This is a genomic window from Streptacidiphilus sp. EB103A, from assembly GCF_041261405.1.
Taxonomy (GTDB): domain Bacteria; phylum Actinomycetota; class Actinomycetes; order Streptomycetales; family Streptomycetaceae; genus Streptacidiphilus.
Genome location: NZ_JBGCAQ010000008.1, coordinates 134955 through 159438, shown reverse-complemented (window position 1 = coordinate 159438; position 24484 = coordinate 134955). Strand labels below are relative to the sequence as shown.

26 protein-coding genes are annotated in these 24484 nt (G+C 70.7%); 13 read left to right on the top strand and 13 right to left on the bottom strand.

The annotated features are described in order from the left end of the window. Positions 1–9 precede the first annotated feature (9 nt). From ABH941_RS15155 to tkt, 8 genes are all read right to left on the bottom strand, one after another. A complete protein-coding gene (locus ABH941_RS15155; protein ID WP_370129660.1) occupies positions 10–447 on the bottom strand; it encodes a type II toxin-antitoxin system VapC family toxin in 438 nt (145 codons plus the stop codon). After that, the gene (locus ABH941_RS15150; RefSeq protein WP_370129658.1) at positions 444–716 is read right to left on the bottom strand and encodes a CopG family transcriptional regulator; all 273 of its coding nucleotides are present in this window, start codon (positions 714–716) and stop codon (positions 444–446) included. The genes ABH941_RS15155 and ABH941_RS15150 overlap by 4 nt, the downstream gene beginning before the upstream one ends. A 33-nt stretch (positions 717–749) precedes the next feature. Further along, positions 750–1376: a GNAT family N-acetyltransferase gene (locus ABH941_RS15145; RefSeq protein ID WP_370129656.1), complete on the bottom strand. Its 627-nt coding sequence runs from the start codon at positions 1374–1376 to the stop codon at positions 750–752. A gap of 107 nt (positions 1377–1483) precedes the next feature. Further along, the gene (gene pgl, locus ABH941_RS15140; RefSeq protein WP_133999686.1) at positions 1484–2266 is read right to left on the bottom strand and encodes a 6-phosphogluconolactonase; all 783 of its coding nucleotides are present in this window, start codon (positions 2264–2266) and stop codon (positions 1484–1486) included. Then, entirely contained in the window at positions 2263–3333 is a 1071-nt protein-coding gene (gene opcA, locus ABH941_RS15135; RefSeq protein ID WP_370129653.1) for a glucose-6-phosphate dehydrogenase assembly protein OpcA, read from the bottom strand. The genes pgl and opcA overlap by 4 nt, the downstream gene beginning before the upstream one ends. Then, positions 3330–4901, bottom strand: a complete 1572-nt coding sequence (gene zwf, locus ABH941_RS15130; RefSeq protein ID WP_370129651.1) for a glucose-6-phosphate dehydrogenase — start codon at positions 4899–4901, stop codon at positions 3330–3332. Before zwf ends, opcA begins: the two co-directional genes overlap by 4 nt. Beyond that, positions 4898–6028, bottom strand: coding sequence for a transaldolase (gene tal, locus ABH941_RS15125; RefSeq protein WP_370129649.1), 1131 nt, complete (start codon positions 6026–6028; stop codon positions 4898–4900). Before tal ends, zwf begins: the two co-directional genes overlap by 4 nt. A gap of 54 nt (positions 6029–6082) precedes the next feature. Then, the gene (gene tkt / locus ABH941_RS15120) at positions 6083–8164 is read right to left on the bottom strand and encodes a transketolase (RefSeq protein ID WP_370129647.1); all 2082 of its coding nucleotides are present in this window, start codon (positions 8162–8164) and stop codon (positions 6083–6085) included. Positions 8165–8563: 399 nt separating this feature from the next. Here tkt and ABH941_RS15115 point away from each other — a divergent pair, with 399 nt between their 5' ends. Both ABH941_RS15115 and ABH941_RS15110 read left to right on the top strand, forming a co-directional pair. Next, positions 8564–9505 carry a heme o synthase gene (locus ABH941_RS15115; protein ID WP_133999671.1) on the top strand — a complete coding sequence of 314 codons (942 nt, stop codon included), beginning with the start codon at positions 8564–8566 and terminating at the stop codon, positions 9503–9505. An 89-nt stretch (positions 9506–9594) separates the two neighbouring features. Beyond that, on the top strand, positions 9595–9936 hold the full coding sequence (locus ABH941_RS15110) for a hypothetical protein (protein WP_370129644.1): 342 nt from the start codon (positions 9595–9597) through the stop codon (positions 9934–9936). Positions 9937–10067: 131 nt separating this feature from the next. On the opposite strand, the gene ABH941_RS15105 is transcribed toward ABH941_RS15110, so the two are convergent. From ABH941_RS15105 to ABH941_RS15090, 4 genes are all read right to left on the bottom strand, one after another. Further along, entirely contained in the window at positions 10068–11045 is a 978-nt protein-coding gene (locus ABH941_RS15105; RefSeq protein ID WP_370129642.1) for a heme A synthase, read from the bottom strand. 105 nt (positions 11046–11150) lie between these two features. Next, positions 11151–12044: a hypothetical protein gene (locus tag ABH941_RS15100; protein WP_370129640.1), complete on the bottom strand. Its 894-nt coding sequence runs from the start codon at positions 12042–12044 to the stop codon at positions 11151–11153. Positions 12045–12298: 254 nt separating this feature from the next. Next, positions 12299–13069: an ABC transporter permease gene (locus ABH941_RS15095; RefSeq protein ID WP_370129637.1), complete on the bottom strand. Its 771-nt coding sequence runs from the start codon at positions 13067–13069 to the stop codon at positions 12299–12301. After that, entirely contained in the window at positions 13066–14001 is a 936-nt protein-coding gene (locus ABH941_RS15090) for an ABC transporter ATP-binding protein (RefSeq protein ID WP_370129635.1), read from the bottom strand. The genes ABH941_RS15095 and ABH941_RS15090 overlap by 4 nt, the downstream gene beginning before the upstream one ends. A 157-nt stretch (positions 14002–14158) precedes the next feature. Here ABH941_RS15090 and ABH941_RS15085 point away from each other — a divergent pair, with 157 nt between their 5' ends. The 9 genes from ABH941_RS15085 to ABH941_RS15045 all read left to right on the top strand — a co-directional run bounded on the left by ABH941_RS15085 (position 14159) and on the right by ABH941_RS15045 (position 22676). Then, positions 14159–14935 (top strand): helix-turn-helix transcriptional regulator, encoded by a 777-nt coding sequence (locus ABH941_RS15085; protein WP_370129835.1) that lies wholly within the window; start codon positions 14159–14161, stop codon positions 14933–14935. Next, complete coding sequence (sufB, locus tag ABH941_RS15080; protein WP_133999652.1) at positions 14932–16344, top strand: Fe-S cluster assembly protein SufB; 1413 nt, start codon at positions 14932–14934, stop codon at positions 16342–16344. Before ABH941_RS15085 ends, sufB begins: the two co-directional genes overlap by 4 nt. A 58-nt stretch (positions 16345–16402) precedes the next feature. Continuing rightward, the gene (sufD, locus tag ABH941_RS15075) at positions 16403–17644 is read left to right on the top strand and encodes a Fe-S cluster assembly protein SufD (RefSeq protein ID WP_370129633.1); all 1242 of its coding nucleotides are present in this window, start codon (positions 16403–16405) and stop codon (positions 17642–17644) included. Then, positions 17641–17958 carry a non-heme iron oxygenase ferredoxin subunit gene (locus tag ABH941_RS15070; RefSeq protein ID WP_133999645.1) on the top strand — a complete coding sequence of 106 codons (318 nt, stop codon included), beginning with the start codon at positions 17641–17643 and terminating at the stop codon, positions 17956–17958. The genes sufD and ABH941_RS15070 overlap by 4 nt, the downstream gene beginning before the upstream one ends. Before the next feature lie 5 nt (positions 17959–17963). Then, complete coding sequence (gene sufC, locus ABH941_RS15065; protein ID WP_133999641.1) at positions 17964–18728, top strand: Fe-S cluster assembly ATPase SufC; 765 nt, start codon at positions 17964–17966, stop codon at positions 18726–18728. A gap of 53 nt (positions 18729–18781) precedes the next feature. Further along, a complete protein-coding gene (locus tag ABH941_RS15060) occupies positions 18782–20017 on the top strand; it encodes a cysteine desulfurase (protein WP_370129833.1) in 1236 nt (411 codons plus the stop codon). A gap of 19 nt (positions 20018–20036) precedes the next feature. Continuing rightward, complete coding sequence (sufU, locus tag ABH941_RS15055; protein ID WP_370129630.1) at positions 20037–20492, top strand: Fe-S cluster assembly sulfur transfer protein SufU; 456 nt, start codon at positions 20037–20039, stop codon at positions 20490–20492. Continuing rightward, positions 20489–20866, top strand: coding sequence for a metal-sulfur cluster assembly factor (locus ABH941_RS15050; RefSeq protein WP_370129628.1), 378 nt, complete (start codon positions 20489–20491; stop codon positions 20864–20866). The genes sufU and ABH941_RS15050 overlap by 4 nt, the downstream gene beginning before the upstream one ends. A 178-nt stretch (positions 20867–21044) precedes the next feature. Then, positions 21045–22676 carry a hypothetical protein gene (locus tag ABH941_RS15045; RefSeq protein WP_370129626.1) on the top strand — a complete coding sequence of 544 codons (1632 nt, stop codon included), beginning with the start codon at positions 21045–21047 and terminating at the stop codon, positions 22674–22676. A 38-nt stretch (positions 22677–22714) separates the two neighbouring features. On the opposite strand, the gene ABH941_RS15040 is transcribed toward ABH941_RS15045, so the two are convergent. After that, positions 22715–23050 carry a hypothetical protein gene (locus ABH941_RS15040; RefSeq protein WP_370129624.1) on the bottom strand — a complete coding sequence of 112 codons (336 nt, stop codon included), beginning with the start codon at positions 23048–23050 and terminating at the stop codon, positions 22715–22717. Between the two features lie 4 nt (positions 23051–23054). Here ABH941_RS15040 and ABH941_RS15035 point away from each other — a divergent pair, with 4 nt between their 5' ends. Then, positions 23055–23186, top strand: a complete 132-nt coding sequence (locus ABH941_RS15035; RefSeq protein WP_370129622.1) for a hypothetical protein — start codon at positions 23055–23057, stop codon at positions 23184–23186. A 109-nt stretch (positions 23187–23295) separates the two neighbouring features. Further along, complete coding sequence (locus ABH941_RS15030; protein WP_370129620.1) at positions 23296–24447, top strand: hypothetical protein; 1152 nt, start codon at positions 23296–23298, stop codon at positions 24445–24447. The last annotated feature ends 37 nt before the right edge of the window (positions 24448–24484 follow it).

Genomic DNA, 24484 nt, shown 5'->3' with positions numbered 1-24484 from the left:
TAGGGAGCCTCAGGCATCGTCCGGCAGCAGTCGGAAGCAGGTGTGGGCGGTCAGTGGGCGCATGGCTCGGAAGTCGCGGCGATCCAAGGTCAGTACGGCGTCGGTTCGGTACTCGGCGGCGAGGGCGACGTTCACCGCGTCGGCGAGGTCGAGGTCGAGGGAGGCGTAGCGCCGCATGACGGCGCGGGCGGTCGCCAGCATGTCCACGGTGATGTCGGGTACGAGGAAGCGACCGCGTCGTCCCTGTTCGATGATGCCGTCGAGCAGGGCGTCACGCAGGACCGGGCCGCCGATTCGGTGCATCAGATGGTCGGCCTCGGCGATGATCAGCGGGGAGATCACGACCAGACCGGCGTTCTCCAGCGCTTTGAGGCTGGCCGCCTGCTCGGGGTGGTCGGTGTCGGCGGTCGCGAGGAGGGCGGAGGTGTCCGCGACGACAAGGATCATGGCGTTCGGCGCTTGCCCGCTTCGTAGGCTGCTGCCTTCTCGTCCCACACCTGGTCGAGAGCTCGGTCGACGTCCTCACCGGGCTGCGAGCTGCCGCTCGCGAAGGACGGCCAGCCCAGCGGCTCGGCCCAGGATCGTTTGGCCAGGGCGGCCAGGTGGATCGCCTCGCGGATTATCTCCGCCTCGGCGATTCCCTCGCGCGCGGCGGCTTCCTTGATGATGGCGAGGTCCTCGGCGTCGGCGTAGACCGTGGTTCGCTTCAGAGACATATGTGTATGGTACTGCATGCATACATGCTCGGGTCAGGCTTTGCGCTGGGGCCGCCACATGGTGTCGATCCGCGGCGCGGCCTTCGGCAGCTTGAGGGCGCCGGTGAGCTCGAAGCCGAAGTGTTCGTAGAGCGGGACGTTGGCGGGGTTGGTGGACTCCAGGTAGGCGGCCAGGCCTTCCGCGTCCACGCGGTCCAGGCGGGAGCGGAGCAGGGCGGCGCCCACGCCCTGGCCCTGGAGGTCGGGGTCGACGCCGAGGATGAAGAGGTACCAGTGGGGTTCGCCGCTGGGGTGGGCCTTGAAGCAGGCGGCCTGCAGGGCGTTGCCGTACCAGATCCGGCGTCCGTAGGCGCGCAGGTAGCCGGGGGCTGCGGCGGCCTGCTCGCGCAGGGTGGGCTTGGCCTTGCCCGGCGGCAGCCAGAGCGCGGCGCCGACGATCCGGCCGTCCTCGTCGCAGGCCACCTCGACCGCGCCGTGCCGCAGCACCTCGTGGCGCAGCATCGTGGCGAAGATCCGCCGCAGCCGCTCCGGCCTGGTCGTCTCCACCGGCAGCGACCAGAGCCACTGCGGATCGTCGTGGAACGCCAGCGCCAGCGTGCCCGCGGTCTCGTCGACGTCCGCTTCGGTGGCCGGTCGGACGGTGATGCCGGTATCCCCCATGTGCCGCATCGTAGGCGCGGTGCGCGGGAACTGTCGATGGGTCAGATCAACGGCGACGGCCCTGTTCCTGCTGCCGAGGCAGCAGGAACAGGGCCGTCGGGCAGCCGTCAGGAGGACGACAGCGGGTACATCTCCGGCGGGATCTTCGACGCCGCGGCGCGGTCCAGCAGCCACAGCGTGCGCTGCTGCCCGTACGCGCCGGAGGCGGGGGCCTGGATCTCGCCCGGGCCGCTGAGGGCCAGGGCGACCGCCTCGGCCTTGTCCTCGCCCGCGGCGAGCAGCCAGACCTCGCGTGCCGCCCGGATCGCCGGGAGGGTCAGCGAGACCCGGACCGGCGGCGGCTTCGGCGCGCCCCTGACGCCCACGACGGTGCGGGAGGTCTCCCGCACGCCGGGGAGTTCGGGGAACAGCGAGGCGACGTGGGTGTCGGGGCCGACACCCAGCAGCAGCACGTCGAAGCTGGGCACGCCGGCGTGGTCGCCGGGCCCGGCCGCCTTGGCGAGCTCGGCGGCGTAGCGTTCCGCCGCCGCCTCCGCGTTGTCGCCGTCCACCCCGTCCGAGGCGGGCATGGCATGCACCCGCGCCGGGTCGAGCGGGACGGCGTCGAGCAGTTCGTCCCGGGCCTGGGTGGCGTTGCGCTCCGGGTCGCCCTCCGGCAGGAAGCGCTCGTCGCCCCACCACAGGTCGAGCCTGGACCAGTCGACCGCGTCCCGGGCCGGCGACGACGCCAGCGCGGCGAGCAGCGCGTTGCCGTTGCGGCCGCCCGTCAGCACCACCGAGGCGGTGCCGCGGGCGGACTGGGCGTCCACGATCCGGGTGATCAGCCGGGCCGCCGCGGCAAGGGCCATCAGGTCCTTGTCGCGGTGGACCACGAGTTGTGGCGCTGTCACCTCTGGGTCCGGTTGGCCGAGGCGGCCTTCTTGGACGGGGTCTTGGCGGCGGGCTTCCCAGCCTCCGCCTCCGCCTGCTCCGCCCGGGCCTGCCCGGCCGGGGTCCTGGCGTCGACGAACTCGTGCCCGACCGGCGGAGCGTCCTGGTGCAGCTTCTCCACGCCGTAGCGCACAGCCGCCGCGTAGATGTCGTCCGGGTCGAGCCGGCGCAGCTCCTCGGCGATCAGCTCGGCCGTCTCGCGGCGCTTCAGCGCCACCATCCGGTCCGGCTGGTCGGGCATGGAGAGCTTGGCCAGCAGGCCGTCCGAACGCTCCAGGGTGACGTCGCCGCCCGCGGTGTGCAGGCGTACGGCGGTCAGTCCGGGGCCGTCCGAGACGACCCGGTCCACCTTGATGTTCAGCCGGTCGGCGAGCCACAGCGCCAGCAGCTCCGCGCTGGGGTTGTAGGACTCGCCCTCGACGACCGCCGAGGCGACCTTGACCCGCCGCTGGTCCAGGGCCGCCGCCAGCATGGAGCGCCAGGGGGTGATCCGGGTCCAGGCGAGGTCCGTGTCGCCGGGGGTGTAGGAGGCGGCCCGGACCCCGAGCTGCTCGACCGGGGACTCGGCCGACACCGCGTCGGTGATCCGCCGCTGGGCGAGTGCCCCGAGCGGGTCCTTGGCGGCGTTCTCGGGGGCGTTCTCGGGCCACCAGACGACCACGGGGGCGTCCGGCAGCAGCAGCGGCAGGACCACCGACTGCGCCTGCGAGGCGAGTTCGCCGTGCAGGCGGAGCAGGACGGTCTCGCCGGTGCCTGCGTCCGAGCCGACCCGGATCTCGGCGTCCAGACGGGCCTCCGCGCGGGCCCGGGGCGAGCGCCCGGGTCGGCGGATGACCGCGAGGATCCGCGAGGGGTGCTCGCGGGAGGCGTCGCCGGCCGCCTTGAGGGCGTCGTAGGCGCTGCCCTCGTCGGTGACGATGACCAGCGTCAGCACCATCCCGATGGCGCCGGTGCCGATCGCCCTGCGGGCTTCGACGAGGCCGGAGTTGATCTTGCTGGAGGTGGTGTCCGTAAGGTCGATTTTCATGGCCGGCGCCAGCTCCTACCGTCTCGTGCGAGCATCTCGTCCGCCTCGGCCGGGCCCCAGGTACCCGACTCGTACCCGGCGGGCCTGCCGTGCTTGTCCCAGTAGGCCTCGATCGGGTCCAGGATCCGCCAGGACTCCTCGACCTCCTGGTGGCGCGGGAACAGGTTGGCGTCGCCCAGCAGCACGTCCAGGATCAGCCGCTCGTAGGCCTCGGGGCTGGACTCGGTGAACGACTCGCCGTAGGCGAAGTCCATGCTCACGTCCCGGACCTCCATCGAGGTGCCGGGCACCTTGGAGCCGAACCGCATGGTCACGCCCTCGTCCGGCTGGACCCGGATGACCAGGGCGTTCTGCCCCAGCTCCTCGGTGGCCGAGGAGTCGAAGGGCAGGTAGGGAGCGCGCTGGAAGACCACCGCGATCTCGGTGACCCGTCGGCCCAGGCGCTTGCCGGTGCGCAGGTAGAACGGCACCCCGGCCCAACGGCGGTTGTTGATCTCCAGCTTCACCGCGGCGTAGGTGTCGGTGGTGGACTTGGGGTCGATGCCCTCCTCCTCCAGGTAGCCGAGCACCTCCTCGCCGCCCTGCCAGCCGTGGGTGTACTGCCCGCGTACGGTGTGCCGGCCCAGGTCCTTGGGGATCCGCACCGCGGAGAGGACCTTGAGCTTCTCGGCGACCAGGGCCTTGGGGTGGAACGAGGCGGGCTCCTCGATCGCGGTCAGCGCCAGGAGCTGCAGCAGGTGGTTCTGGATGACGTCGCGGGCCGAGCCGATGCCGTCGTAGTAGCCCGCGCGGCCGCCGATGCCGATGTCCTCGGCCATGGTGATCTGCACGTGGTCCACGTACGAGCGGTTCCAGATCGGTTCGAACATCGAGTTGGCGAACCGCAGCGCCAGGATGTTCTGGACCGTCTCCTTGCCCAGGTAGTGGTCGATGCGGAAGACCTCGTCGCGCGGGAACACCGAGTGCACGACCTGGTTGAGCTCCTGAGCGCTCTTCAGGTCGTGGCCGAAGGGCTTCTCGATGACCGCCCGGCGCCAGGAGCCCTTGGGCGGATCGGCCAGGCCGTGCGCCTTGAGCTGCTGCACCACCTGCGGGAAGAACTTGGGCGGCACCGACAGGTAGAACGCGAAGTTGCCACCCGTGCCCTGGGCCTTGTCGAGCTCCTCGATGGTCTCGCGGAGCTTCTCGAAGGCGTCGTCGTCGACGAACTCGCCCTGGACGAAGCGCATGCCCTTGGCGAGCTGCTGCCAGACCTCCTCGCGGAAGGGCGTGCGCGCGTGCTCCTTGACGGAGTCGTGGACGACCTTGGCGAAGTCCTCGTCCTCCCAGTCGCGGCGGGCGAAGCCGATCAGCGAGAAGCCCGGCGGCAGCAGGCCCCGGTTGGCCAGGTCGTAGACGGCCGGCATCAGCTTCTTGCGGGACAGGTCGCCGGTGACCCCGAAGATCACCAGCCCGGACGGGCCCGCGATCCGGGGCAGCCGACGGTCCGCCGGATCACGCAGCGGATTGACCCAGGCGTCAATGACACCTGTGTCCTCCTCCAGTACTACTGAGGCTTCCTCACTCACTTCGCGGTGCCCCCCTTCGGGGCGAACTTCGCGAGCGAGGCGGAAACGGTGTCCAGCAGTTCCTTCCAGGAGGCCTCGAACTTCTCCACGCCCTCGTCCTCCAGCACCTGGACCACGTCGTCGTAGGAGATCCCCAGCCCGGCCAGCTCGTCCATGACGCCCTGCGCCGCCGCGTAGCTGCCGGTGACGCTGTCGCCGCGGATGACGCCGTGGTCGGCGACCGCGTTCAGCGTCGCCTCCGGCATGGTGTTGACGGTGCCCGGCGCGACCAGCTCGACCACGTAGAGGGTGTCGTCCAGGGACGGGTCCTTGACGCCGGTGGAGGCCCACAGCGGACGCTGCGGCTTGGCGCCGGCCTCGGCCAGGGCCGCCCAGCGGTCCGAACTGAAGACCTCTTCGTAGGCCTGGTAGGCCAGCTGGGCGTTGGCGACGGCGGCCTTGCTCTTGGCGGCCTTGGCCTCGGGGGTGGCCAGCTTGTCCAGGCGCTTGTCGATCTCGGTGTCCACCCGGGACACGAAGAAGGACGCGACGGACTCGATGGAGGACAGGTCCTGGCCGTTGGCCTTGGCCGTCTCCAGGCCGGTCAGGAAGGCGTCCATGACACCGCGGTAGCGCTCCAGCGAGAAGATCAGCGTCACGTTGACGCTGATGCCCTCGCCGAGGACGGCCGCGATGGCCGGCAGGCCGGCCTTGGTCGCCGGGATCTTGATCAGGGTGTTGGGGCGGTCCACCAGCCAGGCCAGCTGCTTGGCCTCGGCGATGGTCGCCTCGGTGTTGTGGGCCAGCCGGGGGTCGACCTCGATGGAGACCCGGCCGTCGCGGCCGTTGCTGGCGTCGTAGACCGGACGCAGCACGTCGGCGGCCTCGCGGACGTCGGCGGCGGTCATCATGCGGACGGCCTCCTCGACCGTGACGCCGCGGACCGCGAGGTCGCGGAGCTGGGCGTCGTAGGCGTCGGAGCTGCCGCCGATGGCCTTCTGGAAGATGGTCGGGTTGGTGGTGACTCCGACGACGTGCTTGTCGCGGACCAGCTCGGCCAGGTTGCCGGAGGTCAGGCGGGTGCGGCTGAGGTCGTCCAGCCAGATCGCCACGCCTTCGTCGCTGAGGCGCTTCAGAGCGTCAGTCATGATCCTCGTCACTTCTCTCTCTGGTTCGTACTGACTGTTCGATGGCTGGACTGCTCAGCGGCCCGAGGCGAGGTCGGCGAGCGACTCGTGGGCGGCGGTGACCACGGCGTCGTCGGTGAGGCCGAACTCCTTGTAGAGCACCTTGTAGTCGGCGGAGGCGCCGAAGTGCTCCAGGCTGACGACGCGTCCGGCGTCGCCGACGTAGCGGTACCAGGTCAGCGCGATGCCGGCCTCGACGGCGACGCGGGCCCGGACGGCCGGGGGCAGGACGCTGTCGCGGTAGGCGAGGTCCTGCTCCTGGAACCACTCCACGCACGGCATCGACACCACGCGGGTGGGGATGCCCTCGGCCTGCAGCTTCTCGCGGGCGGCGACCGCGAGCTGGACCTCGGAGCCGGTGCCGATCAGGATCACCTGGGCGGCGCCGCCCTCGGCCTCGAACAGCACGTAGCCGCCCTTGGCCGCGTGCGGGTTGGCCTCGTAGGTGGGCACGTTCTGCCGGGTCAGCGCCAGCCCGTGCGGAGCCGGGTTGGCGTCGTGCCGGCGCAGCACCTCGGCCCACACCGCCGCGGTCTCGTTGGCGTCCGCGGGGCGCACCATGTTCAGCCCCGGGATGGCGCGCAGCGCGGCCATGTGCTCGACCGGCTGGTGGGTGGGGCCGTCCTCGCCCAGGCCGATGGAGTCGTGCGTCCACACGTAGGTCACCGGCAGCTTCATCAGCGCGGCCAGGCGGACCGCGCCGCGCATGTAGTCCGAGAAGGTGAGGAAGGTGCCGCCGTAGATCCGGGTGTTGCCGTGCAGCGCGATTCCGTTCATGGCCGCGCCCATGGCGTGCTCACGGATCCCGAAGTGGATCGTGCGCCCGTACGGGTCCGCCGACGCCAGCGGGTTGCCCGCGGGGAGGAACGAGGAGTTCGCGTCGATGGTGGTCAGATTGGAGCCGGCCAGGTCGGCCGAGCCGCCCCACAGCTCCGGGACCACGGCGCCGACGGCCTTGAGGAACTCGCCCGAGGCCTTGCGGGTGGCCACGTCCTTGCCCGCCGGGAAGGAGGGGATGGCGTTCTCCCAGCCGTCGGGCAGTCGGCCGGCCGCGATGCGGTCGAACTCGGCCGCGCGCTGCGGGTTGGCGGTGCGCCAGTCCTCGAACCGCTTGGTCCAGGCGGCGTGCGCCTCGCGGCCGCGGTCGCCGACCTCGCGGGCGTGGGCCAGGACCTGCTCGGTGACCTCGAAGGACTGCTCAGGGTCGAAGCCCAGCACGCGCTTGGTGGCGGCGACCTCGTCGGCGCCCAGGGCGGAGCCGTGCGACTCCTCGGTGCCCTTGGCGTTGGGGGCCGGCCAGGCGATGACGGTGCGCATCGCGATGATCGAGGGGCGCTCGGTCTCGGCCTTGGCGATGACCATGGCGTCGTGCAGGGCCTTGGGGTCCAGGTCGCCGTCGGCGGCCGGGGCGACGCGCTGGACGTGCCAGCCGTAGGCCTCGTAGCGCTTGAGGACGTCCTCGGAGAACGCGGTCTCGGTGTCGCCCTCGATGGAGATGTGGTTGTCGTCGTACAGGAACACCAGGTTGCCCAGCTTCTGGTGGCCCGCGAGGGAGGATGCCTCGCCGGAGACGCCCTCCTCCAGGTCGCCGTCCGAGCAGATGCCCCAGATGGTGTGGTCGAACGGCGAGGCCCCGGCGGGGGCCTCGGGGTCGAACAGTCCGCGCTCGTAGCGCGCGGCCATCGCCATGCCGACCGCGTTGCCCACCCCCTGGCCCAGCGGACCGGTGGTGGTCTCAACACCCGCGGTGTGACCGTGCTCGGGGTGACCGGGGGTCAGCGAACCCCACACCCGGAACGACTTGAGGTCCTCCAGCGTCAGTCCGTACCCGGACAGGTAGAGCTGGATGTAGAGGGTCAGGCTGGTGTGTCCGGGCGACAGCACGAAGCGGTCGCGTCCGGTCCAGGCCGGGTCCGCCGGGTCGTGCTGCAGGAACCGCTGGAAAATCAGGTACGCGGCCGGGGCCAGCGACATCGCCGTGCCCGGGTGGCCGTTCCCGACCTTCTGCACGGCGTCCGCCGCCAGAACCCGGACAGTGTCCACCGCCCGCCGGTCGAGCTCGGTCCACTCGAAGGTGTTGCTCGGCTTCGTACTCACCCTGAATCAGGGCTCCTTCCATATCGTCATTCGACCCGGTGCCGTGGACCGTCGACGGTGGCGGACCCTGGTCACAGAGCGTTGACCCGCTGTACGAGGCGAGCCTACCGCTCATGCGTTCACTGGTTCTCTGCGTTCCGGAGCGTGGGCAGCCACCCCGGAGCAACCGCACGAACACGGGACGCATTCCAGGCGACCGGCAGCCCGTCCTCGGCGGCAACTCCTATATGGCAGCCTGAGGGATCGTCCGGGGAACCGCCCGCTGAACGGTGCAACACGGTTACCGGAACCGGGACCCCGCGCCGAAGCCGACATATGCAACGTCTAAGGTGGCGTGGTACGCGCAGGGCCGCCGGGCCTCGTCCCGGTCCTGCGGCTCTCCATCAACCAGGGGTGTTCGTGACCGCCGTCGAAACCCGCCCAGCCGGGCTGGTCAAGGCGAACCCCGGGCATCGGCCGCTGCCGGCCCGTGTCGGGGCATTCGTCGCACTGACCAAACCGCGGATCATCGAGCTGCTGCTGATCACCACCGTCCCGGTGATGTTCCTGGCGCAGCGCGGGGTCCCGGACCTGCTGCTGGTGCTGTACGTCGTCGTGGGCGGCTATCTGTCGGCCGGTGGCGCCAACGCCCTCAACATGTACATCGACCGCGACATCGACGCGCTGATGCACCGTACCGAGCGCCGCCCGCTGGTCACCGGCATGGTGTCGCCGCGCGAGTGCCTGGTCTTCGGGATCGCACTGGCGATCGGCTCCACGGTCTGGCTGGCCGCGCTGGTCAACCCGCTCTCGGCGGCGCTGGCCCTGGCGGCACTGCTCTTCTACGTCTTCGTCTACACCCTGGGGCTGAAGCGCCGCACCTCGCAGAACATCGTCTGGGGCGGTATCGCCGGCTGCATGCCGGTCTTCATCGGCTGGGCCGCGGTCACCGACTCGCTCAGCTGGGCGCCGGTGGTGCTGTTCCTGGTCATCTTCCTCTGGACGCCGCCGCACTACTGGCCGCTGTCGATGAAGGTGAAGGAGGACTACGCCAACGCGGGCATCCCGATGCTGCCGGTGATCGCCACCAACGAGGCCGTCGCCAAGCAGATCGTGGCGTACAGCTGGGCGATGGTCGCGGTGTCGCTGGCGCTGTGGCCGCTGGCCCACACCAGCCTGCTCTACCCGGTGTCGGCCGTGGTGCTGGGCGCGTTCTGGCTGAAGGAGGCGCACGGCCTGCTCTCCCGGGCCAGGGCCGGGGTGGTCGGCGCCAAGCTGAAGGAGATGCGGCTGTTCCACTGGTCCATCACCTATCTGACGCTGCTGTTCGTCGAGATCGCGATCGACCCGTTCCTGAAGTAGTTCCGCAGGACTGTCTTCCGCCCCGATGTGCCACGCGGCACATCGGGGCGCTGTCGTGCCGGGGAGTACCCGTGGGTAGCATCAGCCGTATGAGCGAAACGACCACTCCCGCCGCCCCCTCCGCTCGTGACGAGCGCCGCGCGGCCCGCATCGCCAAGCACATCAAGGCCTTCGCGGCGGCCCACGGCGGCAGCGCCGACGGGGTCGTCGAGTACATCGGCGGGATCTCCACCCGGATCGCCCTGGTCGGCGCGGACGGCGCGTGGGGCGACCAGGTGGCGCCCAGCGTCGCGGTGGCCGACCGGGCGGTGCAGCTGTCCGGGATCACCGTGCACGAGTCCTTCGAGGGCGAGCTGGGTCTGAAGGTCCGCACCAGTGCCTACGAGTGGAAGCGGATGGCTGGTCTGCAGCTGGGGGGTACCCAGGGCTGACGGCTGCGGACCGTAGTGGGCTGGTCGCGCAGTTCCCCGCGCCCCCAGGGGTCTGCAACTGGGCCAGTTGCACTTGCTAGGGGCGCGGGGAACTGCGCGAACAGTAGCCAGGCACACGCCGCAGCCAGGAACTAGACCTGCGCCAGGCTCGCCACGGACTCGATGTTCGCGGGCCGCGGCAACGCGCCGACCGAGGGCCGGGTGCGCAGCGACAGGTGCAGCCGGAGCACCGCGACCCAGACCAGGGCCGCCCCCAGCAGGTGCACCGCGACCAGCAGTTCGGGCGTGTGCGTGAAGTACTGGACGAAGCCGATGACGGCCTGCGACATCAGCACGACGAAGAACTCGCGTGCGCGCCGTCGCGGCTCGGCCGGGGCGTCCACGGCCATCAGCACGAAGACCATCGCCAGCGACAGGCCGATGGTGACCATGGCGAAGTCGGCGTGGAACTGGGTGATCTTCTCCGCGTCGAAGGGCATCCGCTTGACCGCGGTGCCGTCGCCCGAGTGCTTGCCGGTGCCGGTGGCCAGGGTGCCGGCCACGATCAGCGCCGAGGTCACCGCGATGGTCAGCCGCGACAGCTGGACCACCGGTCGGCCGACGGTGCGCACCGGATCGCCGTCGCCCTCGCGGCTGCGCTGCCACATCGCCAGCGCGGTCAGGATCAGCACCGTCGAGGCCAGGAAGTGGCAGGCCACGATGAAGGGGTTGAGGTGCGTCAGCACGGTGATCCCGCCCAGTACCGCCTGAGCCACCGTCACCCAGAACTGCGCCCAGCCGAGCCTGGTCAGGCTGCGCCGCCAGGGTCGGCCGCAGCGTGCGGCGATGATGGCCAGTCCGATCACCCCGCAGAGCACGTCGGTGAGCATCCGGTTGCCGAACTCGATGATTCCGTGGATGCCCATCGCAGGGGTGGTGGCGATGCTGCTGCCGGTGCAGGTCGGCCAGGTCGGGCAGCCCAGCCCCGAGCTGGTCAGCCGTACCGCGCCGCCGGTCACCACGACCAGCACGCTCATGACCAGCGTTGCGAACGCCGCCCAGCGGATGATCCGGTCGGAGACCGTGACGCGCTCGGCGAGGAGGGAGAAGGGTGTACGCACGCCCTTCATCGTAGGTTGCACAATTGGGGATCTTCCGGCGGGGTCACTCATGACACGACTGCGGCCCGCACCGGTTGGACCGGTGCGGGCCGCAGTTCCGAACGGTGCCGAGGATCAGCTGTGGTTGCCCGCAGCCCGGCGACGCAGTGCGAAGACCGCCGCACCGCCCGCGACGACCAGGGCGCCGGCGATGCCGGCGATGGTGCCGGTGCCGCTGCTGCCGGTGTCGGCGAGCCCGCCGCCGCTGGAGGTGGCGCTGGCGCTGGCCGCCGCACTCGCGCCGGCGGACGAGCTGGCCTCGACCGAGGAGGACGCCGAGGCCGAGGCGGACGTGCCGGTGCCGGTCGAGCTGCTCGCCGAGGCGGAGGCGCTGTCGGACGGCACGGCCGAGGTCGAGTCGCTCGCGGACGGGCTCGCCGAGCTGGGAGTGTCCGACGGGCTGGCCGAGGCCGAGGTGCTGGGGGTGGGCGAGCAGAGCTGGCTGCCGCCGTTCCAGGACTTGATCAGGCCGCTGTCGCCGTTGAACACGCCGTGGGGGTAGTGCGGGGCGTTGTCGCCGGAGAAGACCTTGGACCCCTTGTAGAGGTCGATCTGGCCGAAGCAGCCGGCGTCCGGGACCTTCACCGAGAGCTTCGCCGACTGGCCCGGCTGCACGCTGACATGGGCGACGTCGACCAGCGTCTGGGTGCCCGAGGTGGCCCAGGTGGCGCCCTCGGTCAGGTAGGAGGCCAGCGAGACGTCACAGGTGGCCTGGCCGCTGGTGGACACGGTGATCTGCACGGTGCCCGAGGCGGTCGGCACCAGCGAGTCCGGGGTGGAGATGGCGCAGTCGCCGCCGGCGCCGACGGTGGTGGGCTGCGCGTGGCCGGCGCTGAAGCCGACCCGGTGGCCGTTCCAGACGTGGCCCTGGGCGAACGAGGTGCCCGAGGCGCCGAGGCCCAGGGCGAGGGCTGCGGAGCCGGTACCGGCTATGCGCAGCAGTGTTGCGGTACGACGAGTGTGGGACACGTCTTCCCTTACTTTCCGGTCGAGCCTGGAACAGGTGGGGACGCCCTGGGGGCGGCCGTTGACGACCGGAGAGGATGCACCTTCCCCCACAGGAGCATCACACATGCTTAATTTTCCCTGGAGTGTTGTCAATTCATCAAAAAACCGGCAATTACCGAGGAAAAGCGGAGCGATCGGTCGGGCAGGCGCGGATTTTGTGCCACGGCTGTTACAAGCCACCCAGGAACCGTGCAGGCCGCGGCAGTTGCCAGGTCTCACTCCCAACGGAAGAACCGGGCCGCCGCTGCCAGCGCGACGACCGCCCAGGCGGCGAGGATGCCGACATCGCCCCAGGGCATCGCCGAGCCCTGCTGCAGCACCGCGCGCAGCCCGTCCGACAGGGCGCTGATCGGCAGGGCCTCCAGCACCGGGCGCACCGCTGCGGGGAACTTCGTCAGTGGCACGATCACGCCGCCGGCCAGCAGCAGCAGGATGAAGACCAGATTGGCGGCGGCCAGCGTCGCCTCGGCCCGCAGCGTGCCGGCCATCAGCAGGCCCAGGCCGGAGAAGGCGGCGGTGCCCAGCAGTAGGAGCAGCAGCACGGCGGCGGGGTCGCCGTGCGGATGCCAGCCGAGCAGCAGCGCGATCGCCGACAGCAGGGCGACCTGCAGCACCTCGGTGACCAGCACGCTCCCGGTCTTGGCGGTCATCAGCGCCCAGCGCGGCAGCGGGCTGGCGCCCAGGCGCTTGAGCACGCCGTAGCGGCGTTCGAAGCCGGTGGCGATGGCCTGCCCGGTGAAGGCCGTCGACAGCACGGCCAGGGCGAGCAGCCCCGGCGCGAGGAAGTCGACCCGCGCCCCGGGGCCGGTGGTGGTGACGATGTCCACCGCGCTGAACAGCACCAGCAGCACGCTGGGGATGACCACGGTGAGCAGCAGCTGCTCGCCGTTGCGCAGCAGCATCCTGGTCTCCAGGCCGGTCTGCGCCCGGAGCATCCGGCCCAGGGGGGCCGCGCCCGGCTGCGGGGCGTAACTGGTGCCGCTCATGCGCGGAGGTCCCGTCCGGTGAGTTCGAGGAAGACGTCTTCGAGGGTGCGGCGGCCCACCGCCAGCTGTTCGGGCATCACCCCGGACTGGGCGCACCAGCTGGTGAGGGTGGCCAGCAGCTGGGGGTTGACCGCGCCCTCGACCAGGTAGGCGCCGGGGGTGGACTCGGCGACTGCCGTGCCGTCCGGCAGGGCCTTGAGCAGGCTGCCCAGGTCCAGCCCGGGGCGGGCGCGGAAGCGCACCGTGTCGGCGGCCTCGCTGTGGCACAGCTCTTCCGGGGCGCCCTCAGCGATGACCCTGCCGCCGTCCACGATGGCGATCCGGTCGGCGAGCTGCTCGGCCTCGTCCATGTGATGGGTGGTCAGCACCACGGTGACGCCGTCCCGGCGCAGGTCCCCGACCAGGTCCCAGGTGGCGCGGCGGGCGTGCGGGTCGAGTCCGGCGGTGGGCTCGTCCAGGAAGACCAGCTCCGGGCGGCCGACCACGGCCAGGGCCAGGGCGAGCCGCTGCTGCTGGCCGCCGGAGAGGCGGCGGTAGGCGGTGCGGCCGCAGGAGTCCAGGCCGAGGCGGGCGGCCAGCTCGTCCACGTCCAGCGGGTGGGCGTGCAGTTTCGCCGTGTGCCGGAGCATTTCCAGGGCGCGCGCGCCGGGGTAGATGCCGCCGGACTGGAGCATGACGCCGATGCGCGGGCGCAGCCGCGCGGCCTGCGCCGGGTCGCCCGGGTCCAGGCCGAGCACCCGTACCGTGCCGGCGTCGGCGCGGCGGTAGCCCTCGCAGGTCTCGATGGTGGTGGTCTTGCCCGCGCCGTTGGGGCCGAGGACGGCGGTGACGCCGCCCCGGGGCACGGTGAGATCGAGGCCGTTCACCGCCGTTTTGTCGCCGTACCGCTTGACCAGGCCGGTGACCGCGACGGCAGCAGCAGTGGTTTGCATGGCGACGAGTCTACGAAGCGGCCGGGGGCGCACCGAACCCGGTGCCGAATGCACAGGTCAGGTTAGGCAATCCTTAGTGATAGATCAGACAGCGGATGCTGCTGGAAGGAAGTTGTTCCGGCGGAATGAATTACGCAACAATGGCGTTGTGAAATACATGCGGGAGCGCGAGGAGGGATCCGAGGCAGTCGTTGAGGCGACGGCCTCTGTTGCCATGCCCTCCGCGATCTCCTCGCGGGAGCGGGTGGCCCGCTCCATTCTGGACCACGGCCCCAGCAGCGCCGCGGACCTCGCCGAGCGGCTCGGCCTCACCCAGGCGGCCGTCCGCCGCCACCTGGACTCCCTGCTCGCCGCCGGGCTGGTCACCGCCCGCGAGCAGAAGGTGTACGGGCACCGCGGCCGCGGCCGCCCCGCCAAGGTCTTCCTGCTCACCGACTCCGGCCGGGACGCCTTCTACCAGGCCTACGACCAGCTCGCCGCCGACGCCCTGCGCTTCCTCGCCGAGGCCGCGGGCGGCGGGGACGCCGGACGCGACGCGCTGGCCGCCTTCGCCCGGGCCAGGCTGGCCCGGGACGCGGACCGCTACCGCGAGGCGCTCGGTGAAGGCGACGGGCTCACCCCCACCGAGAAGCTCGCCGGGGTGCTCTCCGCCGACGGGTACGCTGCCACGGTGCGGCGTGCCCCTCTCGGAGAGCAGCTCTGCCAGCACCACTGCCCGGTCGCGCACATCGCCGAGCAGTTCCCGCAGTTCTGCGAGGCCGAGACCGAGGTCTTCTCGCAGCTGCTGGGCACGCATGTGCAGCGGCTGGCCACCATCGCCCACGGCGACGGGGTCTGCACGACCTTCGTGCCCACCCCGGCCCACACACTTTCTGCCACCGATACCAGTTCGCCCGATACCAGTTCACCAGTCTCCGGGAGGAACCCCGTATGACCACCACCGCTCACCCGGAGCTTGAGGGCCTGGGCACCTACGAGTTCGGCTGGTCCGACTCCGACGCCGCAGGCGCTACCGCCAAGCGCGGTCTGTCCGAGGCCGTCGTCCGCGACATCTCGGCCAAGAAGTCCGAGCCGGAGTGGATGCTGAACCTTCGCCTCAAGGGTCTGAAGCTGTTCGGCAAGAAGCCCATGCCGACCTGGGGTTCCGACCTCTCCGGCATCGACTTCGACAACATCAAGTACTTCGTCCGCTCCACCGAGAAGCAGGCGGAGTCCTGGGAGGACCTGCCCGCCGACATCAAGAACACCTACGACAAGCTCGGCATCCCGGAGGCGGAGAAGCAGCGCCTGGTCGCCGGTGTCGCGGCGCAGTACGAGTCCGAGGTCGTCTACCACCAGATCCGCGAGGACCTGGAGGAGCAGGGCGTGATCTTCCTCGACACGGACACCGCGCTGAAGCAGCACCCGGAGCTGTTCCAGGAGTACTTCGGCACGGTCATCCCGGTCGGCGACAACAAGTTCGCCTCGCTGAACAGCGCGGTGTGGTCCGGCGGCTCGTTCATCTACGTGCCGAAGGGCGTGCGCGTGGACATCCCGCTGCAGGCCTACTTCCGGATCAACACCGAGAACATGGGTCAGTTCGAGCGGACGCTGATCATCGTCGACGAGGACGCCTACGTCCACTACGTCGAGGGCTGCACCGCCCCGATCTACTCCTCGGACTCGCTGCACAGCGCCGTGGTCGAGATCATCGTGAAGAAGGGCGGCCGCTGCCGCTACACGACCATCCAGAACTGGTCGAACAACGTCTACAACCTGGTGACCAAGCGGGCCGTGGCCTACGAGGGCGCGACCATGGAGTGGGTCGACGGCAACATCGGCTCCAAGGTCACCATGAAGTACCCGGCCGTCTACCTGATGGGCGAGCACGCCAAGGGCGAGACCCTGTCGATCGCCTTCGCGGGCGCCGGCCAGCACCAGGACGCCGGGGCCAAGATGGTCCACATGGCGCCGAACACCTCCTCCAACATCGTCTCCAAGTCGGTGGCCCGGGGCGGCGGCCGGACCTCCTACCGCGGTCTGATCGAGATCGGCGAGGGCTCCAAGGGCGCCAAGTCCAACGTCCTGTGTGACGCGCTGCTGGTGGACACCATCTCCCGCTCGGACACCTACCCCTATGTGGACGTCCGCGAGGACGACGTGTCGATGGGCCACGAGGCGACGGTCTCCAAGGTCAGCGAGGACCAGCTGTTCTACCTGATGAGCCGTGGTCTGACCGAGTTCGAGGCGATGGCGATGATCGTCCGCGGCTTCGTCGAGCCGATCGCCAAGGAGCTCCCGATGGAGTACGCGCTGGAGCTCAACCGGCTGATCGAGCTGCAGATGGAGGGCTCGGTCGGCTGACCGGTCCACCCCCCACCCAGTCGCTTCCATCCGAGTTCGAGAGAGAGCAGTACTAGTAATGGCTGAGGCCACCAACACGCCTGGCGGCTCGACCACCGCGGGATCCATCGAGGTCGGCACGGCAGGGGCCGGCGCGCAGCTCGCCGGTCCCGGCACCGGCCGCGACACCGTCGCCGTCGTCCAGCCGGTCGACGCCCGGCTGGACGCCGTCGACTCCTACGACGTCGCGGACTTCGCCGTGCCCACCGGGCGCGAGGAGAACTGGCGGTTCACCCCGCTGAACCGGCTGCGCGGCCTGCACGACGGCAGCGCCGAGGCGACCGACGGGGCGCTCAAGGTCGACGTCAGCGCCCCCGCCGGGGTCGTCGTCGAGATGGTGGAGCGCACCGACCCGCGGGTCGGCAGGGCCGGGAAGCCGGTCGACCGGGTCGCCGCCCAGGCCTTCAGCAGCTTCGAGAAGGCCGGTCTGGTCTCGGTCCCGCGCGACACCGTGCTGACCGAGCCGATCCGGATCAGCGTGCACGGCCAGGGCGGCACCGCCTACGGCCACCAGGTGATCGAGCTCGGCGCGTTCGCCGAGGCGCTGGTCGTCATCGAGCACACCGGCGACGCCGTAGTGGCAGCCAATGTCGAGTACCTGATCGGCGACGGCGCCAAGCTCACCGTGGTCTCGGTCCAGGACTGGGACGACACCGCCGTCCATGTCGCCCAGCACACCGCGCTGGTCGGCCGGGACGCCTCGTTCAAGTCCGTGGTGGTCAGCTTCGGCGGCGACCTGGTCCGGCTGCACCCCCGGGTGGTCTACGGCGCGCCCGGCGGCGAGGCCGACCTCTACGGGCTCTACTTCGCCGACGCCGGCCAGCACCTGGAGCACCGGCTCTTCATCGACCACGACACCCCGCACTGCCGCAGCAACGTCGCCTACAAGGGCGCGCTGCAGGGCAAGGACGCGCGGGCGGTCTGGATCGGCGACGTGCTGATCCGCGCCGCCGCCGAGGGCACCGACACCTACGAGCTCAACCGCAACCTGGTCCTCACCGACGGCGCGCGGGTCGACTCGGTCCCCAACCTGGAGATCGAGACCGGCGAGATCGTCGGCGCCGGACACGCCTCGGCCACCGGCCGCTTCGACGACGAGCAGCTGTTCTACCTGCAGTCCCGCGGCATTCCGGCCGACGAGGCCCGTCGCCTGGTGGTCCGCGGCTTCTTCGCCGAGCTGGTCCAGCAGATCGGCCTGCCCGACCTGCAGGAGCGCCTGATCGAGCGGATCGACGCCGAGCTGGAGGCGTCGGTCGGATGAGCTTCGTTCGAGTCGCCGCGCTGAGCGAGCTGGAGGCCGACACCCCCAAGCGGGTCACCGTCGGCGACACTCCGGTCTCGCTGGTGCGCACCGAGGGCGAGGTGTTCGCGATCAACGACATCTGCTCGCACGCCAATGTCTCGCTCTCCGAGGGCGAGGTGGAGGACTGCTCCATCGAGTGCTGGCTGCACGGGTCGAGCTTCGACCTGCGCACCGGAAAGCCCAACGGGCTGCCCGCCACCCGGCCCGTCCCCGTGTACCCCGTAAAGATCGAAGGGGACGATGTGCTCGTCTCCGTCACCCAGGAGTCCTGAGCCTCATGGCAACCCTTGAAATCAACGACCTGCACGTCACCGTCGAGACCGAGAACGGCCCCCGCGAGATCCTCAGCGGCGTCGACCTGACGGTGAAGCAGGGCGAGACCCACGCCATCATGGGCCCCAACGGCTCCGGCAAGACCACCCTCGCCTACTCCATCGCCGGCCACCCCAAGTACACGATCACCCGTGGCACGGTGACCCTGGACGGCGAGGACGTGCTGGCGATGACCGTGGACGAGCGCGCCCGCGCGGGCCTCTTCCTGGCCATGCAGTACCCGGTCGAGATCCCCGGCGTGTCGATCTCCAACTTCCTGCGCACCTCCGCCACCGCCGTCCGCGGCGAGGCGCCCAAGCTCCGCACCTGGGTGAAGGAGGTCAAGGCGGCCATGGCGGACCTGCAGATGGACCCGTCCTTCGCCGAGCGCAACGTCAACGAGGGCTTCTCCGGCGGCGAGAAGAAGCGCCACGAGATCCTCCAGATGGAGCTGCTCAAGCCCAAGGTCGCGATCCTGGACGAGACCGACTCCGGCCTGGACGTCGACGCCCTGCGCGTGGTCTCCGAGGGCGTCAACCGGGTCCGCGCGACCGGCGAGGTCGGCACCCTGCTGATCACCCACTACACGCGCATCCTGCGCTACATCAAGCCCGACTACGTGCATGTCTTCGCGGCGGGCAAGATCGTCAAGTCCGGCGGCCCGGAGCTCGCCGACGAGCTCGAGAACGAGGGCTACGAGAAGTACGCGAAGGGCGGCGCTGCAGCGTGATCCATACACCTCGTCCCGGCCTGGTGGCCCCCGGCGGCGCCGCGGCGTCCGCGCTGGACACCGACGCCATCCGCAAGGACTTCCCGATCCTGCAGCGGGTGCTGCACGACGGAAAGCCGCTGGTCTACCTGGACAGCGCGGCGACCTCGCAGAAGCCCCGCCAGGTGCTCGACGCGATCAACGCCTACTACGAGCAGCACAACGCCAACGTCCACCGCGGCGTGCACACGCTCGCCGAAGAGGCCACGGCGCTCTACGAGGGCGCCCGTGACAAGGTCGCGTCCTTCATCAACGCGCCCAGCCGGGACGAGGTGATCTTCACCAAGAACGCCTCCGAGTCGCTCAACCTGGTCGCCAACATGCTGGGCTGGGCCGACGAGCCCTACCGGGTGGACGCGGACTCCGAGATCGTGATCACGGAGATGGAGCACCACTCCAACATCGTGCCGTGGCAGCTGCTGTCGCAGCGCACCGGTGCCAAGCTGAAGTGGTTCGGGCTGACCGACGACGGCCGGCTGGACCTCTCCAACATCGACGAGATCATCACCGAGAAGACCAAGGTCGTCTCGTTCGTGCTGGTCTCCAACATCCTGGGCACCATCAACCCGGCCGAGGCGATCGTCCGGCGCGCCCAGGACGTCGGCGCGCTGGTCGTCATCGACGCCTCGCAGGCCGCTCCGCACATGCCGCTGGACGTGCAGGCGCTGGAGGCCGACTTCGTCGCCTTCACCGGGCACAAGATGCTGGCGCCGACCGGCATCGGCGTGCTCTGGGGCCGCCAGGAGCTGCTGGAGGACCTGCCGCCGTTCCTGGGCGGCGGCGAGATGATCGAGACCGTGTCGATGAGCTCGTCCACCTACGCCCCGGCGCCGCACAAGTTCGAGGCCGGCACCCCGCCGATCTCCCAGGCCATCGGCCTGGGCGCGGCGATCGACTACCTCAACGCGATCGGCATGGAGAACATCGCCGCGCACGAGCGGGAGATCGTCGAGTACGCGGTGCGTCGGCTCAAGGAGGTCCCCGACCTGAAGATCATCGGACCGGACACGGCCGAGGGCCGGGGCGCGGCGATCTCCTTCACCCTGGGCGACATCCACCCGCACGATGTCGGCCAGGTGCTGGACGAGCAGGGCATCGCGGTCCGGGTCGGCCACCACTGCGCCCGGCCGGTCTGCCTGCGGTACGGAATTCCTGCGACCACGCGGGCGTCGTTCTATCTGTACTCCACCGAGGCGGAGGTGGACGCCCTGATCGAGGGGCTGCACACGGTCCGCGCCTTCTTCGGCTGAGAGAGGAGATGACGACGCGATGAAGATGGACTCCATGTACCAGGAGATCATCCTGGACCACTACAAGCACCCCCACGGCAAGGGCCTGCGGGACGGCGACGCCGAGGTGCACCATGTCAATCCGACCTGCGGTGACGAGATCACCCTGCGGGTGCGGCTGGACGGCAGCACCGTCGCCGACATCTCGTACGAATCGCAGGGCTGCTCGATCAGCCAGGCGAGCGCGTCCGTGCTGAACGACCTGCTGGTCGGGAAGCAGATCGGGGAGGCGCAGCAGGTCCAGGAGGCGTTCCTGGAACTGATGCAGAGCAAGGGCCAGTCCGAGGGCGACGAGGAGCTGCTGGAGGACGCCATTGCGTTCGCCGGGGTCTCCAAGTATCCGGCGCGCGTCAAGTGCGCCCTGCTCAGCTGGATGGCCTGGAAGGACGCCACCGCGCAGGCGCTGGCCGGGACCCCCGTCAAGGAGAGCGCATGAGCGACACCGAAACCTCGCCTGCTGAGGCAGTCGAGGAGAGCACCTTCGTCGGGACCACGGCCGGCACCGTCGCCGTGGACGACCTGATGGAGGCCCTGCTGGACGTCGTCGACCCGGAACTGGGCATCGATGTCGTCAACCTGGGCCTGATCTACGGCGTCCACATCGACGAGAGCGACGTCGCCACCATCGACATGACGCTGACCTCGGCGGCCTGCCCGCTGACCGATGTCATCGAGGACCAGGCCCGCACCGCCACCGACGGACTGGTCCAGAATCTGCGGATCAACTGGGTCTGGATGCCGCCGTGGGGCCCGGACAAGATCACCGACGACGGCCGCGACCAGCTGCGGGCGCTCGGCTTCAACGTCTGAGTCCGTCCGAATCCGACTGAGTCCGTGCGTGTTTCCTGAAGCTGCCGTCCCGTTCACTCCAAGGGGTGAGGGGGACGGCAGCTTCTGCCGTGTTCCGGGCCGTCGCTGCGGATAGGCTCAGCGGAGCGGGCGGACCGAGTCTGTCGCCCCATCTCCCGTCGAGAGCGAGCGTCCGATCATGGCAGGTCCCAGCCGGAAGAAGAGTGGTTCGTCGGCAGGGGTTTCACTCCCGGCCGACCTGGATCTGGAAACGCTCTACGGCGCGTCCGGAGCGGTCGGGGAGGAGCTCTTCGACGAGGAGGAGGATGAGCTGATCATCGTCCCGCCGGTGCGGCTGCTGCCGCGCGAGGAGCTGGCGGCGGAGGCGCTCCGGGTGCCGCTGTTCGAGCAGGCGATCCGGCTGGCCGGCTGGGTCGGGTCCGGGCGTCCGGTGGACGAGTTCGGTGAGCTGGGCCGGGAGCAGGAGGAGCTGGCCGCGGCCGAGCTCGGGCTCGGCGAGGGCGACGTGGGCGTGCTCGCGGTGGCCCGGGCCTGGACCCTGGCCCTGGACCTCGCCCTGGTCGAGCTGGGCGAACCGGACTCGGAGGGCGCGGACACCGCCCGTCCCACCGCGGCGCTGACCGCGCTGACCGGCGAGGACCCGGAGGCCGTGCTGGAGGCCTGGCAGCTGGCCGCCACCACGATCGCGGACGTCGTCGTCGAGGCCGATCTGGACCCCAATGAGCTGGCGGCGCTGGAGGAGGCCTCCGAGGGCAGGGACGAGGAGGAGTCCGAGGCCATGTACGAGCGCCTGGAGACGGCGCGCGAACAGGCCTCCGGGCTGCTGGACGACGCCCTGCAGGTGCTCTACGAGGCCAAGGCCTTCGCGGGGACCGAGGCGGAGGAGACCGTCCCGCTGGGCGTGCTGGCCGCGCTGCTGGTGGTGCCGGACGGCGAGGAGCCCACCGAGGAGATGCTCGGCGACATCACCGCCGTGATGGTCGCGCTTGACCCCATGTTGCAGGACCTCGCCGACATCGGCGTCCTGGACTACCGTCCGATCGACCCGGCGCTCTTCGACGAGTCGGGGAGTGACGAGGACGCTGAGCCGGTGGCGCCGTTCGACCCGGACCTGGAGGTCGACGACGACGAGGCGGCCCGGTTCGGCCTGGCCAGGCTCACCGCACTGGGTGTGCACCAGGTCCGGCAGTGGCTGCTGGAGGAGGGGTACGAGGCGCCGCTGATCGGGGACCTGGCCCGGGGCACCGCGGCCGAGCTGCTGGAGGGGATCTGCGAGGCGGTGAACGTGCTGCCGGAGGAGGAGATCGCCGAGTGGCTGGTCGACCGCGAACCCCTGCCGGCGGCGGCGGAGCTGCTCGCGGCCGCCCGTGGCAACGACCTGACCGGCCCGATGCGCCGACTTCTCTGCGCGACGGCGCTGGACAGCCTCGACGACGGCGCCGAGCCGGCGCTGCGCGAGGTGCTGGGCGATCCCGAGCTGGCGGGGCTGGCGACGACCTGGCTGGCCGGACGGGGTGTGGAGGACTTCGACCCGCCAGGGCGGCCGGTGATGCTCTGGACCATGGTGGACACCCTGGCCGCGCAGCTGATCGAGGCGGGGCCGGAGGAGAGCGCGTTCGCCGAGTTCCTGGAGCAGCTCTCGTCCGAGGAGCAGCCGGCCCAGCTCTTCGCCGAGCTGTGGCGGATCGAACACCCCTACACCACGGCCGTGCTGGAGGCCGTGGGCGAGCGGCACCCGGACAAGGCGACCGCCAAGGAGGCCCGCAAGGCCGCGTACAAGGCGCGTTCACGGATGGGCTCGCAGCGGTAGCGGGCGTCGGCGGGAGTCGGCGCGAGTCGGCGGGACTGTCAGAGGACGGCGGGGGCCAGTTCGTCGGTGCGGTCCCCGCCGGTGGCCGTGTCGCGCATCCTCCGGTCCGGGCGCCGGGCCGGCAGGTAGCCGAGGCCGGCCAGGCTGACGATGCCGACGCCCAGCAGGGCGGCCCAGACCTGGTACCAGGGCGCGCCGACCGGGGCGAGGATGGTGCGGGGCCAGCAGATGTTGACCACCTCCAGGCCGGTCCAGAGCACCGCGAGGACGTTCAGCAGGGTGCCGAAGCGGCCGTAGGAGACCTCTCCGGACGGCTTCCAGCCGCTGCGCAGCCGGGCCACCAGGGCGACCAGGGTGAGCAGGAAGAACGGCACGAAAGTGGCCGCACTGGCCGAGTCCCTGGAAGCGGCGTCGGCCCGGGGCGGCGGCCCGTCCGGCCTGGACGAGCGCGGCTTCGAACTCGCGCTGCGGCTGCTGCTGGACGGACTGGCGGCCCGGACCGCGGTGTGACAGGTCCGGGGGCGAAGGACGGAGCGCCCGGGCCGGTCAACTCGCTGCCGGGCCGGGTCGCCGATCCGTAGGCTGGGGTCAGGGATGTCTGGCGAGAAGGGGATTCTGCGTGCATCTCAGGGGTAGCGGCTCCGGATCCGAGGGGCCGCGTGACATCTGGCGCGAGCTGGCCGAGGCGGACCTGCGCAGTCTCGGCAGACGCAGCTTCCGGGTCTACGGCCCGATCGCGCCGCTGCTCGACTCGCCCGCGCTGGCCTCCTGGGAGCAGCACAACGGCAGACTCGCCGTGGTCGTCCTCTGCCACGGTTCGCTGTTCGATCCGGACGGGCCCTATGTCGCGGTCCAGACCCAGGTGGAGCAGGACGGGCTCAGCCTGTACCCGCTGCAGGAGGTGATCGAGGACGAGCGCGACCGGCTGTTCTCGCACGCCGGGATCGACGAGGGCGCGGGGACGGCCCCGGCCGAGGAGTCGGAGCCCTGGTTCACCGTGGACGGCATCCCGGTGCGGGCCCGGCTACGGGTCGAGGGAAAGCTGTGGGCCGCCAGATTCGCCGTCGGTGGCCCCGAGAGTCCGCTGCGCGGGCGGGGCGGCGATCCGGTGCTGATCACGCTGACCGCGCGCGGCGTCGCCCCCGAGCGGGTCGCCCTGCGCACGGTCGAGGAGTTGCAGCCCTATGCGCTGGGACGGCAGGGCCTGCTGCAGGCCATCACCGAGCGGCGCGGCGCGCCCGAACCGCACATCAGCGAGCGCGAACTGCCCCAGCCCCGGGGGCTGGAGGCGCACCGCCGGCTGGTCGACTTCTCGGTGCAGGAGTCGCTGCAGCTGGAGGCGAGCCTGGAAGCCGGGCACAAGCCGCGGACCCCGAGGGGGGAGACCAGCCGTCGCCAGCTGTGGGAGGTGGCGGTGCGTCAGCAGATGCGACTGGCGGGGGAGGACCGGATCGAGGCGACCGAGGCGGTGACGGCCCTGGTCAACCAGATGACGACGCTGGCCCGGCGGGTCGAGTGGTTCCCCGGCACCGACGACGCCGAGGCAGCCGTCGAGGAGAGCATCCGCTTCACCGTCTTCGCCAGTGAGGTACCCAGTGAATTGGCCCAACGTGCCTGGCAGAGCCAGTGGGAGGCGAAGATGGAGCCGCGCCGGGAGGGGGAGGCGGAGGAGGAACGCGTCCGCAGGTACCGGGCGCTCTACGCCGCTGCCGACGACTGGCGGGAGCTGTGGCAGCAGTGGCTCAGAGAACGCTCCGCTGCCGGAGCCTGATTGACGGTCCGTCAGTCCGATGCGGAAACGTCACTGC